Below are 17005 nucleotides of genomic sequence, written 5' to 3' on the forward strand. Positions count from 1 at the left end.
GGCCATCCGATTGACGCCAAAAAATCACGAATGGCCTTCTGATAATTAATCACCTGCCCCAGATTCATTCTCGCTACAATCGCGCGCTTTGCCACCCGGCACGGGCTTTTACACCCCGTTAGCCCGCGAGAAGTCCCATGCTGATCGGTAGCTATTCAACCTCCCTTGTCGTGATTTCCCTGTGCGTCGCTGTGCTGGCGTCCTACACCGCGTTGGACCTGGCCGGGCGTATCGCTACCGCCAAGGGGCGCGCGGTGTATCTATGGATCAGCGGCGGTGCATTGGCGATGGGGGTCGGTGTCTGGTCCATGCACTTTATCGGCATGTTGGCCCTGCGCCTGCCGTTTGCCCTCGGGTTTGACCTGGGCATCACTGCGCTGTCGCTGCTGATCTCGGTGTTATCCAGTGGCTTCGCCTTGTGGCTGGTCAGTCAGCCACGCCTGACTGCCTGGCAGTTGGCATTCGGTGCGTTGGTCATGGGGGCCGGTATCGCCAGCATGCATTACACCGGCATGGCCGCGATGCGCATGACCCCAGGTATCGACTATGACCCGACCCTGTTCGGCGCTTCGTTATTGATCGCGGTGATGGCTTGCGGTGCGGCACTGTGGATCGCCTTCAACCTGCGCCGCAACACGCCTTATGTGCGCCTGGCGCGAGGTGGTGCGGCAGTGGTGATGGGCGTGGCTATCGTTGGCATGCACTACACCGGGATGGCCGCGGCGCGTTTTGCCGATGGCAGTTATTGTGGTGCGGCGCTGACGGGTTTGAGCGGCAAGGGCCTGGATAACCTGGTTTTGGTGACCTCTTTGGCGGTGTTGGTCATTGCGCTATTGACCTCGCTGCTCGACGCACGCCTGGAAGCGCGCACCGCCGTGCTCGCCGATTCCCTGACCCTGGCCAACCAGGAGCTGACCCATCTGGCCCTGCATGACATGCTCACGGGCCTGCCCAATCGCACACTGTTGACGGATCGCATCCAGCAAGGTATCCAGGCCGTGAACGAGCAGGGTGGCTGCTTTGCCTTGATGTTTATCGACCTGGATGGCTTCAAGCCGGTCAATGACGCCTTTGGTCATCACATGGGCGATCAGTTGCTACGCGAGGTAGGCCTGCGTCTGCGCGAGGACTTGCGCAGCCAGGACACCCTGGCCCGTATTGGTGGTGACGAGTTTGTGCTGCTGGTGCAATTGACCCAGCCGGACGATGCCATGGGCTTGGCCGAGCGCCAGGTCGGCCTGATCAACCGCACCTTCAAGGTCGCCGAGCAGGAGTTGAACATCTCTGCCAGCATCGGCATCGCCCTGTTCCCGGGCAACGGCAGCAGCCCCCAGGAATTGTTGATGAACGCCGATGCGGCGATGTACCACGCCAAGGGCATGGGCAAGAACGGCTACAGCTTCTTCGATGTATCGATGAACACCAATGCGCGCAAGCAATTGCAGCTATTGCAGGACCTGCGCAATGCCCTCGAACATGGGCAGTTTCGCTTGTATTACCAGCCCAAGTTCGACGCGGTCAGCGGTGCTGCGGTGGGCGCCGAGGCGTTGCTGCGCTGGGAGCACCCGCAGCAGGGCCTGCTGTTGCCGGCCACTTTTATCGCACTGGCGGAGAAAACCGGGCTGATCATTCCCATCGGCGAGTGGGTACTCAACGAAGCCTGCCGCCAAATGAGCCTGTGGTACGCCCAGGGTTACGAGAGCTGGCGCATTGCCGTGAACCTCTCGGCGTTGCAGTTCTGCCACGCCGGGTTGGTCAACAGCGTAGCGGCCGCCCTGGAGCGTCACCAATTGCCCGCCAACAGCCTGACCCTGGAAATTACCGAGACCACGGCCATGAGCGATGCCGACGCGAGCATGACAGTGTTGCAGCAGCTCTCGGACATGGGCGTCGACCTGTCCATCGATGACTTTGGCACCGGCTACTCCAGCCTGATGTACCTCAAGCGCCTGCCGGCCAACGAGTTGAAGATCGACCGTGGCTTTGTGCGCGACCTGGAACACGACAGCGACGATGCGGCAATTGTCTCGGCCATTGTGGCACTCGGCCAGGCCCTGGGCTTGCGGATTGTGGCCGAAGGCGTGGAAACCGATGTGCAGCAGGATTTTCTTACCCGCTTGGGGTGTGATTCCTTGCAGGGTTACTTGCTGGGTCATCCACTCCCTGCTGATCAGTTCATTGCAGATATTCAGAAGGCTACAGGTTGAGCGGCGTCGAGCGAGTCGTTGATCTTGTCGGACCTGTTAACTCTGACAGTAGCGACCGCATGTTCCGGGACGTAGATTGGTTTCTACGATGCCGCGCGAGCTCAGTTCATGAATGCGAATCTTGCTGGTGAGTTTAAAGACACGGGGTCGATGCTTGAGCCTCGATACTTCCATTGTGCGGTGACGACTGAACTCGGCGTTTTAGCGATTGCGGGGGGCGGTGGGATTGAACTCTACAACTCATTGTCGCAAGAGTGGTCTGCGCGAGCGGTGCTGCCGGTAGCTCGCCATACGTGCGGCGCGGTGATTCTGCGGCCGGGTGTGGTCTTGGTTGCAGGCGGTAGCGATGCCGGCAATGCGCTCAGGGATGCGCAGTTGTACGATGTTGCGGCCGATTGCTGGAGAGCGGCAAGCCCATTGCATACGCCCCGTTTCGGTCACACCACAACCTTGCTGGAATCGGGAAGGGTGCTGGTCGTCGGCGGCAATAACCTGGGGCCTTCGGGTGGGCAGGTACAGGACAGCGTTGAACTCTACGACCCGCTTGGCGACCTCTGGCATCGTCAGGGTTGGCTTCCCGTTGACGCCATGAATCACACCGCGACGTTATTGCCTGACGCAAACCTTCTGGTGGTCGGCGGGTTCTCCGGCAGGCAAAACGCGGCGTTGGCCAACGCCTTCATTTACGACGTTGCGAGTGGCCAATGGGCGCCCGTACGGCCAATGCCCATGCCACTGATGCAGCACACGGCTACCTTGCTGCTGGATGGTCGGGTCTTGGTCGCGGGCGGTGCGAACGAGCCTTTCGGCCCGGCGCAAAATCACGCCTGCATGTATGATCCTGGAGCAGACAGCTGGGAGCTGTCTGAAATGTGCGTTCCCCGCAAGGATCACACTGCGACAAGGTTGGCCGCAGGCCAGGTGCTGGTGGTAGGCGCCAGTGACATTTCCAACCCGGAAAATGCCCGGACTGCGGAGTTGTATGATCCTCTATCCGGTCAATGGGTGTTGACTGCGCAAATGCCACATGGGCGCTTTGGGCATAGTGCTTCTTGCCTGCCTACTGGGGAAGTATTGGTGGCGGGAGGGGCGCGGCCGATCTCCCATCCTGCTCCCGTTTCCGGCGCAGAGATTTATACGCTCGCACGGGTCAGTCACCAGGGGGCGTCGACCTGGGCCGGTGTAAAACCTTCCCGTTGAATGTATTCTTGGATCCAACCCTAAACATCAGGTTGAATCTGGAGACCGCAGCCATGGATAAAGTTGTCATCATCACCGGAGGTAGCCGTGGAATTGGCGCCGAGACGGCGTTGCTGGCCGCTCGCGAAGGGTATCGCATCTGCATTAATTACCAGTCTGACGAGAAGGCCGCCCAGGGCATGCTTGAACAAGTGCGCGGTTTGGGTGCCCAGGCCATTGCGGTGCGCGCCGATGTCAGCAGCGAAGATGAAGTCATCGCGTTGTTCAATCGCGTGGACACCGAACTGGGCCGTGTCACGGCGCTGGTCAATAACGCTGGCACCGTCGGGCAGAAGTCACGGGTCGATGAAATGTCCGAATTTCGTCTCCTGAAAATCATGAAGACCAATGTGCTGGGCCCGATCCTGTGCGCCAAGCATGCGGTGCTGCGCATGTCTCCCCGGCATGGCGGGCAGGGTGGCAGCATTGTCAACGTATCGTCGGTGGCGGCGCGCCTGGGATCGCCGGGTGAGTATGTGGACTATGCTGCGTCCAAGGGGGCTCTGGACACCTTCACGCTTGGCCTGTCGAAAGAGGTCGCGGGTGAAGGCATTCGTGTCAACGCGGTACGTCCCGGCTACATCTTTACCGATTTCCACGCCCTCAGCGGTGACCCTGACCGGGTCAGCAAGCTCGAGTCCGGCATTCCCATGGCCCGTGGTGGGCGCCCGGATGAGGTGGCGGAGGCGATTATCTGGCTGCTGTCGGACAAAGCTTCATACGCCACCGGAACCTTCCTGGATCTGGGCGGAGGACGTTAAACCTCGAGGCTTAGTGCCCCAGGTTTTGCAGCACGTCGTAGCCGTCTTGCGCGAATGCTACGAGTAGGCGCGCCTCGGAATTTTTACGAGTGGAATAGCCTGCGTTGTAAAAGCCGTTGATCTTGCCGTCATGCCGTTCACTGTTACCTACGCGACGATCATTCACGTTGTCGAGGACATTGATCACACGCGCCAGGTTATAGGCTGCGCGCGCCCTGGCCCTGGCATCAGGGTTGGCGGATGTCCAGTCGCCCAGTCGTCGCTTGAGCAAGTCGGTCACCGGATAGCTGTCCATGCGCCTGAGCAGGTGTTTCACCCCTGGATTGTCTTTGATGATTTGCCTGGCGGAGCGACGATCCGCGAAAGGCGGCTCTTCAGGCGCTGCAGGCACCGCAAGCCAGTTGTTTTCCGGGCGGCCTTCGCCAAGCTGGTAGGCGGTCGATGCGGGGAGCATGTTGATGCGCATGGCGGTCTCGAAGTGAAGATACACACACCTGAGTGTCTCCTAAGGGCGCTGCGTTCCAAAGGCTGTGTATCCCATCGTTAAAACGACCGCACAATTCGCCCCAGCGTTTCCATGGCCTTTTCCGACGCCTCGGTCCAGGGGCTGCCGTAGTTCAAACGAATACAATTGCTGAACCGTCGGGTCGCAGAAAAAATCGGCCCCGGGGCAATGCTGATGCCTTGGGCCAAGGCCATCTGGAACAATTTCAGCGAGTCGGTTTGTTCCGGCAGTTCCAGCCACAGGAAATACCCGCCGGCCGGCTGGCTGACCCGTGTCTGGGCCGGGAAGTAACGGGCAATGGCTGCCAGCATGGCGCTTTGCTGTTCTTCCAGGGCATAGCGCAGTTTGCGCAGGTGCCGGTCATAACCGCCGTGCTGCAGGTAATCGGCAATTGCCGCCTGGGCCGGCATTGATGGGCACAACGAGGTCATCAGTTTCAGGCGCTCGACCTTCTGCGCGAAGCGCCCGGCAGCGACCCAGCCGACGCGGTAACCCGGTGCCAGGCTCTTGGCAAAGGAACCGCAGTGCATCACCAACCCTTCTGTATCAAAAGCCTTGGCCGGCTTCGGCGCTTGCTGCCCGTAATACAGCTCTGCATAGACATCATCTTCGATCAACGGCACCTGATGGCCGCGCAGCAGTTCCACCAGCGCCTGTTTTTTCGCCTCAGGCAAGGTAGCGCCCATGGGGTTCTGGAAGCTGGTCATGGTCCAGCAGGCCTTGATCGGATAGCGCTCAAGGCTTTGGGCAAGGGCGTCGAGGTCAATGCCGTCGCGTGGGTGCACCGGGATTTCCACGGCCTTGAGCTTCAGACGCTCCAGCACTTGCAGGCAGGCATAGAACGCCGGGGCCTCGATGGCAACCAGGTCGCCGGGTTCGGTCACGGCCTGCAGGCACAGGTTCAGTGCTTCAAGGGCGCCATTGGTGATCAACAGCTCCTCCATGGGCAGCATCAGGCCGCCGACCATGTAACGCAGGGCAATCTGTCGGCGCAGTTGCGGATTGCCCGGCGACATGTCGGTGACGACCAGGCGCGGGTCCATTTCGCGGCTGGCACTGGCCAGGGATCGAGCCAGGCGGGGCAGTGGGAACAACATCGGGCTGGGGAACGCCGAGCCGAAGGGCACGGTGTTGGGGTCTTTGATGGAGTCCAGGACCGAGAACACCAGCTCACTCACGTCTACGTGGGTGGACTCATGCACCTGCGCACTCACCACCGGTTCGGAAAACGGACTGGGCGCGTGGGTGTTGACGAAGTAGCCGGAACGCGGTCGTGCGCGAATCAGGCCGCGGCGCTCCAGCAGGTAGTAAGCCTGGAACACCGTGGACGGGCTGACGCCGTAGGTCTGGCTTGCATAGCGCACCGATGGTACGCGCTGGCCCGGGCCGAGGACGCCGGAGCGGATGAGTTCTGCGATGTCGTCGGCGAATTTTTCGTAGCGTTTCATGGGGGCCTTAAACAGGTTTTTCTATGTGTACGCTGGGTAAATGTGGGAGGGGGTTTGCTCCCGATAGCGGTGTGTCAGTGAAAAGATGCTGACTGATACACCGCTATCGGGAGCAAACCCCCTCCCACATTGGCCGATTGTCAGCGGTTCAACGGTGCAACAAAGCGACTGTCTGCAGCGCTGTAGATCCAGGGTTCATCCACATCCGTGACTTTGAAGCGGATAGTCTGAGAACTGCTCACCGGTTTTTCCGCCAGCAATGCCACAGAAACCGGTACATCGACGATTTCCCCGGGCGCCAGGCTGACCTGGGTTTTGCCCTGCAACTGGAAGCCGTCGGCATTCACCAGTTCCAGACGGTAATCCTGGCGCTGCTGGGTCTTGTTGATGACCTTGAGGCTGTAGATGTTTTCGACCAAGCCCTGGCTGTTTTCGCGGAACATACCACGGTCCTTGGTCACGTCCAGCGACACCATCGGCCGTTCGACCAAGGCCGCCACCAAGGCTGCGATCATAACCAGCAGCACGGCACTGTAGCCGATCAGGCGGGGCCGCAGCAGGTGAGTCTTGCCACCTTGCAGTTGGTGTTCACTGGTGTAGCTCACCAAGCCACGGGCGTAGCCCATTTTGTCCATGATCGAGTCGCAGGCGTCGATGCAGGCCGCGCAGCCGATGCATTCCATTTGCAGGCCGTCGCGGATATCGATGCCGGTGGGGCACACCTGTACGCACAGTTGGCAATCGATGCAATCGCCGAGGCCGACCTCTGCCGGCTGCACCTCGCGTTTACGCGGGCCACGGCGTTCGCCGCGGGCTGTGTCGTAGGAAATGGTCAGGGTGTCTTTATCAAACATCACGCTCTGGAATCGCGCGTAGGGGCACATGTGCATGCACACCGCTTCGCGCAGCCAGCCGGCATTGATATAAGTGGCACCGGTGAAAAACAGCACCCAGAACAGGCTCACGCCGCCCATCTGCCAGGTCAGCAATTCGGCGGCGAGCGGGCGAATGGGCGTGAAATAGCCGACAAACGTCAGCCCCGTCAGCAGGCTGATACCCAGCCACAATGTATGTTTGGCCGAGCGTCGTGCCAGTTTATTCAGGCTCCACGGTGCGGCTTGCAGCTTGATGCGTTGGTTGCGTTCACCCTCGGTGACCTTTTCACACCACATGAACAGCCAGGTGAACGAGCTTTGCGGGCAGGTGTAGCCACACCAGACGCGGCCGGCAAACACCGTGATCGCAAACAGGCCAAAGGCGCAGATGATCAGCAGCGCCGACAGCAGAATGAAATCCTGAGGCCAGAAAGTAGCGCCGAAGATGTGGAACTTGCTCTCGGCCAGGTCCCACAGCACGGCTTGGCGGCCACCCCAGTTCAGCCATACGGTGCCGAAAAAGGCCAGGAACAGCAGGCCGGCACCGCCGACGCGCAAAGTGCGGAACGCGCCGGTGAAGCTGCGGGTATGGATCAGGTTGTCGCTGGATTTGGCCTTCACCTTCTTTGGGTGGTTGGGCTCAAAGGTTTCCACGGTTGGGATTCGTTCGCTCATGGTCGTTCGCTCATCAGCCTCCATCAGGCCGGGGAACTATGGGCGACAGACTGTGTGCATAACAGGCTCAGGTATGGTGATAAAAAGCGGATCAGATGGGGTTGGTTTAGCCGTCTTTGGCAATCTGCTGTACCCCAGGCTCACTGGGGTACAGCTGGTCTTTGATCTATGTTGATACAGATCAATTAAATCACAGAACCCGGTTTTTCGGCCTTTACGTGGTTACGACCGTCCTTGGCGCCTTCTACGGTGAGGGCGTCGGCCTCGGCTTCGGTGATGTAGATCTGCTCGCCGGCCAACTCCACATACGACATGGCCTTGTCATTGTCGGTAAGGATGTTTACCCGAGTAGCTGGCAGGCTTTGTTCCTTGCCGGTCTTGTCGAGCGTGAAGTAGCACAAATGATTTTCGATGCGTACAGACATGGCGATCTCCTGTTCATGGGCTATGTCCGGTTAGGCGACGGTAACGCTGGCGGGTTCCAGGCAACTGACTGGCGGTCTGCGCTGTCTATCTTTCATTCACAATAAGAAGGGACACATCCATGGACGCCTGGTGGCATCAAGTGTGGCAAACCCTGCAGGCTGAATTTGCCGACATCGGCGACGCACGGCAGTTGACGCAAATCACTGTGCGCCTGCTGATCGCCGCGCTGTTGGGCGGCATCCTGGGGTTTGAACGGGAACAAAAGGGCAAGGCGGCAGGGGTACGCACCCATATGCTGGTGGCCTTGGGCGCCGCGCTGTTTGTGCTGGTGCCGCAAATGTCCGGCAACCAGGCAGACGCCATGAGCCGAGTGGTGCAGGGAGTGATTGCCGGGATCGGCTTCCTCGGCGCAGGCACCATCCTCAAGGGCAAGGAGGACGAAGAGGGTCAGCATGTGAAGGGACTGACCACGGCGGCCGGGTTGTGGATGACCGCCGCCATTGGCGTGGCGGCGGGGATGGGGCGCGAATCAACGGCGGTACTCAGTACGCTGCTGGCGCTGGCCGTATTCAGCGTGATGCCACGGGTTGTCAAGCTGCTGGAGAAGGATGAGTAACACCGGTCAGGTGGTGAGGTTGCTGTACCTCACCTCACCGAAGAGCTTCACCCCAATAGGGCAGCTGTGTCCGCGAGCCAATGTTCGCGGACCTGGGAATCAGACGATAACGGGCGGCATCGTTGTGGGGGGCTCTTGCACGGGCGGTGGCTCGTTTTCAGGCGGCTCTTGTTCAGGAACGGGTCGGGGTTGTGTGGGCGGCAGCGGGGGCTCGTCGATATTTGGATCTTTGGGTTCAGGGGGTATCGAGATATTCATGGCTATGGCCTCGTTTGTGCTTTGCTCTATCGGTGGACCCTTGACTGTGGGAAATGATTCCCGCCCAGCGGCGGTATATCCACCTGAACTTTTGAACAGCGCCCAGGCTCGGACCTTATACGGCCCTGCTCAGGGAGAGCGTCGCCGTTTCTGAAATCGGATCAAGCAAAGGGCGTCCACGGGGCGTAAGGGGAAGATGCTCGATGACTGCTGAAACACTGGCTCCAGAAGATTGCGCATTGCCGCTGTCCCAAGCGTTGTTGTTGCCCAGGATTGCAATCGAAAGCACCATGCCGGTGATCGACAATGGCGAGTTCGCCGTCAAGACGGTGGTTGGCCAGCGGGTCAATGTGACCAGCAAGGTCTTCGCCGATGGCCATGACAAACTGGCGGTGCTGATTCGCTGGCGAGCGCGGGAGGATGAAAGCTGGCACAGCGTGGTCATGACCGATGTGGGCAACAATGGTTGGGAGGGAGCGTTCAGCGTCGCCCAGCAGGGCCCGCATGAATACTGCATTGAAGCCTGGATCGACACCTTCGCCAGCTTCTGCTACGAACTGCGCAAGAAACATGAGGCCGGGGTGCCGGTCAGCCTCGAGCTGCAGGAAGGCCGCAGCCTGGTGCTGCAGGCCGCCGAGCGCAGTGACAACGAACTGCGCGACCGATTGATGATATTGCACCACGAACTCTCGGGCCTGTTGGAAACCGAGCAAGTGGCGCTGTTTCTGCACGAAGACAGTGCGCATCTGATGACCCAGGCCGATCACCGCGCCTATCTGAGCGTCAGCCCGGTGTACCCGATTGATGTGGAGCGCGAAGCGGCGCAATTTGCCAGTTGGTATGAGCTGTTTCCGCGCTCGATCACCGACGATCCAGCGCGCCACGGCACCTTCAACGATGTGCACTCGCGCTTGTCGATGATCCATGACATGGGCTTTGATGTGCTGTACTTCCCGCCGATCCATCCCATCGGTCGTAGCCATCGCAAGGGCAAGAACAATTCCCTGACCGCTGGCCCCGATGATCCCGGCAGCCCCTATGCCATCGGTAGTGAAGAGGGCGGTCATGAGGCGATCCACCCGCAGTTGGGTAGCCGCGATGACTTTCGCCGGTTGGTCAAAGCAGCCGCCGACCATGGCCTGGAAATCGCCCTGGACTTCGCCATCCAGTGCTCCCAGGACCACCCATGGCTCAAGCAGCACCCGGGCTGGTTCAACTGGCGCCCGGACGGCACGATCAAATACGCGGAAAACCCGCCAAAGAAATACCAGGACATCGTTAACGTCGATTTCTATGCAGCAGATGCGATCCCCGGCCTGTGGACCGAGCTGCGCGACATTGTGGTGGGTTGGGTGGAAGAGGGCGTCAAGACTTTTCGGGTCGACAACCCCCACACCAAGCCGCTGCCGTTCTGGCAGTGGCTGATCAGCGACGTCAGGGCGAAGTACCCTGAGGTGATCTTCCTCGCAGAAGCCTTCACTACCCCGGCGATGATGGCGCGCCTGGGCAAGGTCGGTTACTCCCAGAGCTACACCTACTTCACCTGGCGCAACACCAAGGCCGAGTTGAGCGAATACCTCACGCAACTGAACCAGTCGCCATGGCGCGAATGCTACCGGCCGAATTTCTTCGTCAATACCCCGGACATCAACCCGGCCTTTTTGCATCAGTCCGGGCGCCCCGGCTTCTTGATCCGTGCCGCCCTCGCGACCATGGGCTCTGGCCTGTGGGGCATGTATTCGGGCTTTGAGCTATGCGAAGCCGCGCCGGTGCCGGGTAAAGAGGAATACCTGGATTCGGAGAAATACGAAATCCGCCCCCGGGACTTCACCGCGCCCGGCAACATCATTGCCGAGATTGCCCAGCTCAACCGGATCCGCCGGCAGAACCCGGCGTTGCAGACCCATCTGGGACTGAAGCTCTATAACGCCTGGAATGACAACATCCTGTATTTCGGCAAGCGCAGCGAAGACGGTAGCAACTTTATCCTGGTGGCGGTCAACCTCGACCCCTTCAATGCCCAGGAAGCGCATTTCGAGTTGCCGTTGTGGGAGATGGGCCTGCCGGACGACGCCCAGACCCAGGGTGAAGACTTGATGAACGGCCATCGCTGGACCTGGTACGGCAAGACCCAGTGGACGCGGCTTGAACCGCAGATGCCATTTGGGATCTGGCGTATCACCGCTGGCTGAATCTGATCGTTCCCACGCTCTGCGTGGGAATGCAGCCCCGGACGCTCAGCGTCCCAACGCGTGACGCAGAGCGTCACATGAGGCATTCCCACGCAGAGCATGGGAACGATCTTCGAAGTATTTCAGGAGTTTCCAATGGCGAAGAAACCCAAGGCAGCCACCTTTATCAAAGACCCGCTCTGGTACAAGGACGCGGTGATCTATCAGGTTCACGTCAAATCCTATTTCGATTCCAACAACGACGGCATCGGTGACTTTCCCGGGCTGATTGCCAAGCTCGACTACATTGCCGACCTTGGTGTGAACACCATCTGGCTGTTGCCGTTCTACCCTTCGCCACGCCGTGATGACGGCTACGATATTGCCGAGTACCGTGGCGTGCACAGTGACTACGGGACCATGGCCGACGCCAGGCGCTTCATCGCCGAAGCCCATAAACGCGGGTTGCGGGTGATCACCGAACTGGTGATCAACCACACCTCCGACCAGCACCCCTGGTTCCAGCGTGCGCGCAAGGCCAAGCCGGGCTCGGCGGCACGGGACTTCTACGTGTGGTCCGACGATGACCAGAAGTACGACGGCACGCGCATTATTTTCCTCGACACTGAAAAGTCCAACTGGACCTGGGACCCGGTGGCGGGCCAATACTTCTGGCATCGCTTCTATTCGCACCAGCCCGACCTGAACTTCGATAACCCGCAAGTGATGAAAGCGGTGTTGTCGGTGATGCGCTATTGGCTCGACCTGGGCATCGACGGCCTGCGCCTGGATGCCATCCCCTACCTGATCGAGCGCGACGGCACCAATAACGAAAACCTCGCGGAAACCCACGATGTCCTCAAGCAGATCCGTGCCGAAATCGACGCCCATTACCCTGACCGCATGCTGCTGGCCGAGGCCAACCAATGGCCGGAAGACACTCAGCTGTACTTTGGCGACCGCAAGGGCGATGACGGCGATGAATGCCACATGGCCTTCCACTTTCCGCTGATGCCGCGCATGTACATGGCATTGGCCCAGGAAGATCGCTTCCCTATCACTGATATCTTGCGTCAGACCCCGGAGATTCCCGCCAACTGCCAATGGGCGATTTTCCTGCGCAACCACGATGAGCTGACTCTGGAAATGGTCACCGACAAGGAGCGCGACTACCTGTGGAACTACTACGCCGCCGACCGCCGCGCGCGTATCAACCTGGGCATCCGCCGGCGCCTGGCGCCGCTGATGGAGCGCGATCGCCGCCGTGTGGAGTTGCTCAACAGCTTGTTGCTGTCGATGCCGGGCACGCCGACCCTGTATTACGGCGATGAAATCGGCATGGGCGACAACATCTACCTGGGCGACCGCGACGGCGTGCGTACACCGATGCAATGGTCCATCGACCGCAACGGCGGTTTTTCCCGCGCCGACCCGGCCAGCCTGGTGTTGCCACCGATCATGGATGCGCAATACGGTTATCAGTCGGTCAACGTCGAAACTCAGGCCCAGGACCCGCACTCGCTGCTCAACTGGACCCGACGCATGCTCGCCGTGCGCAAGCAGTCCAAGGCGTTTGGCCGTGGCAGCCTGAAAATGCTTTCGCCAACCAATCGCCGCATTCTTGCCTATACCCGTGAGTACACCGGCGAAGATGGCCGCAGCGAGATCATCCTGTGCGTGGCCAACGTGTCGCGCAGCGCCCAGGCTGCGGAGCTGGACCTGTCTGCGTTTGCCGGCATGGTGCCGGTGGAGATGCTCGGCGGTAATGCGTTCCCACCCATCGGCCAGTTGAATTTCCTGCTGACCCTGGCGCCCTATGGCTTCTACTGGTTTGTGCTGGCGGCGGAGAACCAAATGCCCAGCTGGCATGTGGAACCGGCGCAAAGCATGCCCGACTTCACCACCCTGGTACTGAAAAAACGCATGGAAGAATTGTTGGAAGAACCTTGCCGCACCAGTCTTGAGCAAACTTCATTGCCGGCTTGGCTGCCCAAGCGACGCTGGTTTGCTGGCAAGGACATGGCTATCGACAGCGTGCACATCGCTTACGGCGTACGCTTTGGTGACCCGCAGCACCCGGTGTTGCTCAGTGAAATCGAGGTAACCAGTGGCGGCCAGGTCAGCCGTTATCAATTGCCGTTGGGCTTTCTGGGCGAAGACCAGTTCACCAGCGCCTTGCCCCAGCAATTGGCTCTGGCCCGTGTGCGGCGCACCCGCCAGGTAGGGTTGGTGACTGATGCGTTCAGCCTTGAGCATTTCATCCGTGCGGTGATCCAGGCCATGCAAGCCGGTACTGTGCTCAATTGCAATGAGGGGGATCTGCGCTTCGAGGCGACTCCACACCTGGCCGACCTGCAACTGACCGATGAATCAGCGGTGCGTTACTTGTCCGCCGAACAATCCAACAGCTCGGTGGTAGTGGGCGAGAGCCTGGTGCTCAAGTTGATTCGAAAAGTCAGTGCCGGGGTGCACCCGGAGCTGGAAATGAGCGCCTACCTGACCACTGCGGGCTATCCGAATATCTCGCCATTGCTGGGTTCGATGAGCCGTCGTGATGGGCAAGGGCAGGACAACCTGCTGATGATTGCCCAGGGCTACCTCAGTAACCAGGGCGATGCCTGGAGCTGGACCCAGAACAACCTGGAACGGGCGATCCGTGATGAGCTGGCTGAGGCGATCTCTGAACAGGAGCAGCACTACAACGCTCTTGGCGAACTGGCAGATTTTGCCGAGGTGCTCGGCCAGCGTCTGGGAGAAATGCACCTGGTGCTGGGCGCGCCGACCGCCGACAAGGCCTTCAAGCCCGAAGTGACCACGGCCAGGGATACCCAGGCCTGGGCCAAGGATGTCGGCGCCCAGATCGACCGCGCCCTGCAGCTGCTCAAACTGCATCAAAGCCAGTTGAACCCCGCCGATCAGGCGTTGGTCAGTGAATTACTGGCGCAGAAAAAAGCCATCGCCGGGCATGTCCAGGCGCTGGCAAAGGCCACGCTAGGCGGGTTGCGCATCCGGGTGCATGGGGACTTGCACCTGGGCCAGGTGCTGGTAGTCAAGGGCGATGCCTACCTGATCGACTTTGAAGGCGAGCCGGCGCGACCACTGCATGAACGGCGTGGTAAACACAGCCCCTATAAAGATGTGAGTGGAGTGTTGCGCTCCTTCGATTACGCGGCGGCCATGGCCCTGAATGTGCAAGGAGTGGATCACTCGCCGGAAGCGGACATTGCGCGTAAACGCGTGACCGATCGCTACCTGAATGAAGCCCGCCAGGCATTTACCCAGGCTTACCAGGCGGCGACGGCTAAACTGGCGCATGACTGGCAGGATGCCAAGGGCCAGGACGCAGCGCTGACGTTGTTCAGCCTGGAAAAGGCTGCGTACGAAGTGGCCTATGAAGCGGAAAATCGCCCGACCTGGTTGCCGGTGCCCCTGCAAGGGCTGCACGGTTTGCTCAGCGGGCTAACACCTAAATCGAAACCTGTACGCGGTGGGGAGACCTCATGAGTTTTACACATAAAGAACCGCTGCAGCCCAAGTTGACTGCATTGCCGGCGTCCAAGGACGTCGAAGCGTTGGTACGCGCCGAACACCCTGATCCGTTCTCGATCCTGGGGCCCCATGATGACGAGCAGGGCGGCCAGTTTATCCGCGTCTTCCTGCCGGAGGCGCTGAGCGTCCAGGTGCTCAGCCGCGATGGCAGCGAGACCCTTGGCAGCCTGGAGGCGAACCAGGTACCGGGTTTGTTTGTCGGGCAGTTCAGCACGCGCCAGCCTTACCTGTTGAAAATCCAGTGGGCGGGCGGCGAGCAGATCACCGAAGACCCTTACAGCTTCAGTCAATTGTTGCTGGGGGAAATGGACCTCTACCTGTTTGCCGAAGGCAATCATCGCGACCTGGGCAGTTGCCTGGGGGCCCAGGTGACCAGCGTCGACGGCGTCGCGGGCGTGCGCTTTGCGGTATGGGCACCGAATGCACGGCGGGTCTCGGTGGTGGGCGACTTCAATATCTGGGACGGTCGCCGTCATCCGATGCGCCTGCGTCATCCGTCTGGCGTCTGGGAGATTTTTATCCCGCGCCTGCAACCGGGCGCCGCCTACAAATATGAAATCCTCGGTGCCCATGGGATCCTGCCGCTCAAGGCCGACCCTATGGCCCTGGCCACCCAATTGCCGCCCGACACGGCCTCGAAAGTCGCCGCACCCTTGCAGGTGGACTGGCAAGACCATGACTGGATGCAGGCCCGTGGCGACAAGCAGAAATCCACTGCGCCGTTGTCGATCTATGAGCTGCACGTGGGCTCCTGGCAGTGCGAACTGGACGAGGCCGGCGAAGTCGCCCGCCAGTACGGCTGGCGTGAACTGGCCGAGCGCTTGATTCCCTATGTGCAGCAACTGGGCTTCACCCATATTGAGCTGATGCCGATCATGGAGCATCCCTTTGGTGGTTCCTGGGGCTATCAAGCCCTGTCGCAGTTCGCGCCCAGTGCACGCTTCGGCTCGCCGGAAGATTTCGCCTGGTTCGTCAATGCCTGCCATCAGGCGGATATCGGCGTGATCCTTGACTGGGTGCCGGCGCATTTCCCCACCGACACCCATGGCCTGGCGCAATTCGACGGCACGGCGTTGTACGAGTATGCCAACCCGCTGGAAGGCTTCCACCAGGACTGGGACACCCTGATCTACAACCTGGGTCGTACCGAGGTCCACGGCTTCATGCTGGCGTCGGCGTTGCACTGGCTCAAGCATTTCCATGTCGACGGTCTGCGGGTGGATGCGGTGGCGTCGATGCTGTACCGCGACTATTCGCGCAAGGCTGGAGAGTGGGTGCCCAATCGCCATGGCGGCCGGGAAAACCTGGAAGCCATCGACTTCCTGCGGCACTTGAACGACGTGGTTGCCCTGGAAGCGCCGGGGGCCTTGGTGATTGCCGAGGAATCTACCGCCTGGCCCGGGGTCAGCCAGCCGACCCAACAGGGTGGCCTGGGGTTCAACTACAAGTGGAACATGGGGTGGATGCACGACTCGCTGCATTACATCCAGCAAGACCCGGTGTACCGCGCCCACCATCACAACGAACTGAGTTTTGGCCTGGTCTACGCCTGGTCCGAGCGTTTTATCCTGCCGATCTCCCACGACGAGGTGGTGCACGGCAAGCACTCGCTGATCGACAAGATGCCTGGCGACCGCTGGCAGAAGTTCGCCAACCTGCGCGCCTACCTGAGTTTCATGTGGATGCATCCGGGCAAGAAGCTCTTGTTCATGGGCTGTGAGTTTGGCCAATGGCGCGAGTGGAACCATGACCAGCAACTGGATTGGTACTTGTTGCAATACCCCGAGCACCGCGGCGTGCAGAAACTGGTGGGTGACTTGAACCGCCTGTATCGCGAGGAGCCGGCGCTGCACGAACAGGATGATGCACCCCAGGGCTTCCAATGGTTGATTGGCGATGACGCGCTCAACAGCGTCTACGCCTGGCTGCGCTGGAGCAAGGACGGTAAGCCGGTGCTGGTGGTCGCCAACTTCACCCCGGTACCGCGTGAAGGCTATGCGGTGGGTGTGCCTTTCGGCGGGCGCTGGAGCGAGGTGATCAACAGTGATGCGGATACCTACGCCGGGTCAAACTATGGCAACGGTGGAGAAGTGCTTGCCCAGGATGAGCCACGCCATGGGCAACCGGCGTCGTTGTCGTTGAACCTGCCGCCGTTGGGCGTACTGATTCTGCGCCCGCAGGGGCTTTAAGGGCTCTACCTGGCTGGACGCAGTTGTCCAGGCTACTGGCAGGGTGCCACAATGGCGCCTTTGTCGTAGCAGTCCAAACAGGCGGT

The 17005-nt window shown here is 60.3% G+C and carries 11 protein-coding genes; 7 read left to right on the forward strand and 4 right to left on the reverse strand.

Features of this window, described 5'->3' with window-relative positions; translation table 11 throughout:
* The first annotated feature begins 137 nt into the window (after positions 1 to 137).
* The 3 genes from QYQ93_RS13500 (at position 138) to QYQ93_RS13510 (ending at position 4207) form a co-directional block, all read left to right on the forward strand.
* A complete protein-coding gene (locus QYQ93_RS13500) occupies positions 138 to 2207 on the forward strand; it encodes a putative bifunctional diguanylate cyclase/phosphodiesterase (RefSeq protein ID WP_338477179.1) in 2070 nt (689 codons plus the stop codon).
* 108 nt (positions 2208 to 2315) lie between these two features.
* Positions 2316 to 3407, forward strand: a complete 1092-nt coding sequence (locus QYQ93_RS13505; protein ID WP_338477180.1) for a Kelch repeat-containing protein — start codon at positions 2316 to 2318, stop codon at positions 3405 to 3407.
* A 53-nt stretch (positions 3408 to 3460) separates the two neighbouring features.
* Positions 3461 to 4207 carry an SDR family oxidoreductase gene (locus tag QYQ93_RS13510; protein WP_043051036.1) on the forward strand — a complete coding sequence of 249 codons (747 nt, stop codon included), beginning with the start codon at positions 3461 to 3463 and terminating at the stop codon, positions 4205 to 4207.
* Positions 4208 to 4217: 10 nt separating this feature from the next.
* On the opposite strand, the gene QYQ93_RS13515 is transcribed toward QYQ93_RS13510, so the two are convergent.
* The 4 genes from QYQ93_RS13515 to QYQ93_RS13530 all read right to left on the reverse strand — a co-directional run bounded on the left by QYQ93_RS13515 (position 4218) and on the right by QYQ93_RS13530 (position 8135).
* Positions 4218 to 4673 carry a hypothetical protein gene (locus QYQ93_RS13515; RefSeq protein ID WP_043051052.1) on the reverse strand — a complete coding sequence of 152 codons (456 nt, stop codon included), beginning with the start codon at positions 4671 to 4673 and terminating at the stop codon, positions 4218 to 4220.
* 77 nt (positions 4674 to 4750) lie between these two features.
* Positions 4751 to 6160 carry a GntR family transcriptional regulator MpaR gene (gene mapR / locus QYQ93_RS13520; RefSeq protein ID WP_043051037.1) on the reverse strand — a complete coding sequence of 470 codons (1410 nt, stop codon included), beginning with the start codon at positions 6158 to 6160 and terminating at the stop codon, positions 4751 to 4753.
* Positions 6161 to 6300: 140 nt separating this feature from the next.
* Positions 6301 to 7710 carry a cytochrome c oxidase accessory protein CcoG gene (ccoG, locus tag QYQ93_RS13525; RefSeq protein WP_338477181.1) on the reverse strand — a complete coding sequence of 470 codons (1410 nt, stop codon included), beginning with the start codon at positions 7708 to 7710 and terminating at the stop codon, positions 6301 to 6303.
* Positions 7711 to 7895: 185 nt separating this feature from the next.
* A complete protein-coding gene (locus QYQ93_RS13530; RefSeq protein ID WP_043051039.1) occupies positions 7896 to 8135 on the reverse strand; it encodes a DUF3203 family protein in 240 nt (79 codons plus the stop codon).
* Between the two features lie 119 nt (positions 8136 to 8254).
* Here QYQ93_RS13530 and QYQ93_RS13535 point away from each other — a divergent pair, with 119 nt between their 5' ends.
* From QYQ93_RS13535 to glgB, 4 genes are all read left to right on the forward strand, one after another.
* Complete coding sequence (locus QYQ93_RS13535) at positions 8255 to 8752, forward strand: MgtC/SapB family protein (RefSeq protein WP_043051040.1); 498 nt, start codon at positions 8255 to 8257, stop codon at positions 8750 to 8752.
* A 461-nt stretch (positions 8753 to 9213) separates the two neighbouring features.
* Positions 9214 to 11202 (forward strand): alpha-1,4-glucan--maltose-1-phosphate maltosyltransferase, encoded by a 1989-nt coding sequence (locus QYQ93_RS13540; protein WP_338477182.1) that lies wholly within the window; start codon positions 9214 to 9216, stop codon positions 11200 to 11202.
* Positions 11203 to 11337: 135 nt separating this feature from the next.
* Positions 11338 to 14685, forward strand: a complete 3348-nt coding sequence (gene treS, locus QYQ93_RS13545; RefSeq protein WP_338477183.1) for a maltose alpha-D-glucosyltransferase — start codon at positions 11338 to 11340, stop codon at positions 14683 to 14685.
* Positions 14682 to 16919: a 1,4-alpha-glucan branching protein GlgB gene (glgB, locus tag QYQ93_RS13550; RefSeq protein WP_338477184.1), complete on the forward strand. Its 2238-nt coding sequence runs from the start codon at positions 14682 to 14684 to the stop codon at positions 16917 to 16919. Before treS ends, glgB begins: the two co-directional genes overlap by 4 nt.
* Positions 16920 to 17005 lie beyond the last annotated feature (86 nt).

The organism is Pseudomonas khavaziana (genome assembly GCF_036704165.1).
GTDB classification, from domain to species: Bacteria; Pseudomonadota; Gammaproteobacteria; order Pseudomonadales; family Pseudomonadaceae; genus Aquipseudomonas; species Aquipseudomonas khavaziana.

What these genes read in the sequence shown, in the direction of transcription:
- glgB (WP_338477184.1), top strand. Translation starts at nt 14,682, where the DNA reads ATGAGTTTTACACATAAAGAACCGCTGCAGCCCAAGTTGACTGCATTG.
- QYQ93_RS13505 (WP_338477180.1), top strand. Translation starts at nt 2,316, where the DNA reads ATGAATGCGAATCTTGCTGGTGAGTTTAAAGACACGGGGTCGATGCTT.
- mapR (WP_043051037.1), bottom strand. Translation starts at nt 6,160, where the DNA reads ATGAAACGCTACGAAAAATTCGCCGACGACATCGCAGAACTCATCCGC.
- QYQ93_RS13535 (WP_043051040.1), top strand. Translation starts at nt 8,255, where the DNA reads ATGGACGCCTGGTGGCATCAAGTGTGGCAAACCCTGCAGGCTGAATTT.
- QYQ93_RS13510 (WP_043051036.1), top strand. Translation starts at nt 3,461, where the DNA reads ATGGATAAAGTTGTCATCATCACCGGAGGTAGCCGTGGAATTGGCGCC.
- QYQ93_RS13540 (WP_338477182.1), top strand. Translation starts at nt 9,214, where the DNA reads ATGACTGCTGAAACACTGGCTCCAGAAGATTGCGCATTGCCGCTGTCC.
- ccoG (WP_338477181.1), bottom strand. Translation starts at nt 7,710, where the DNA reads ATGAGCGAACGAATCCCAACCGTGGAAACCTTTGAGCCCAACCACCCA.
- QYQ93_RS13515 (WP_043051052.1), bottom strand. Translation starts at nt 4,673, where the DNA reads ATGCGCATCAACATGCTCCCCGCATCGACCGCCTACCAGCTTGGCGAA.
- QYQ93_RS13530 (WP_043051039.1), bottom strand. Translation starts at nt 8,135, where the DNA reads ATGTCTGTACGCATCGAAAATCATTTGTGCTACTTCACGCTCGACAAG.
- treS (WP_338477183.1), top strand. Translation starts at nt 11,338, where the DNA reads ATGGCGAAGAAACCCAAGGCAGCCACCTTTATCAAAGACCCGCTCTGG.
- QYQ93_RS13500 (WP_338477179.1), top strand. Translation starts at nt 138, where the DNA reads ATGCTGATCGGTAGCTATTCAACCTCCCTTGTCGTGATTTCCCTGTGC.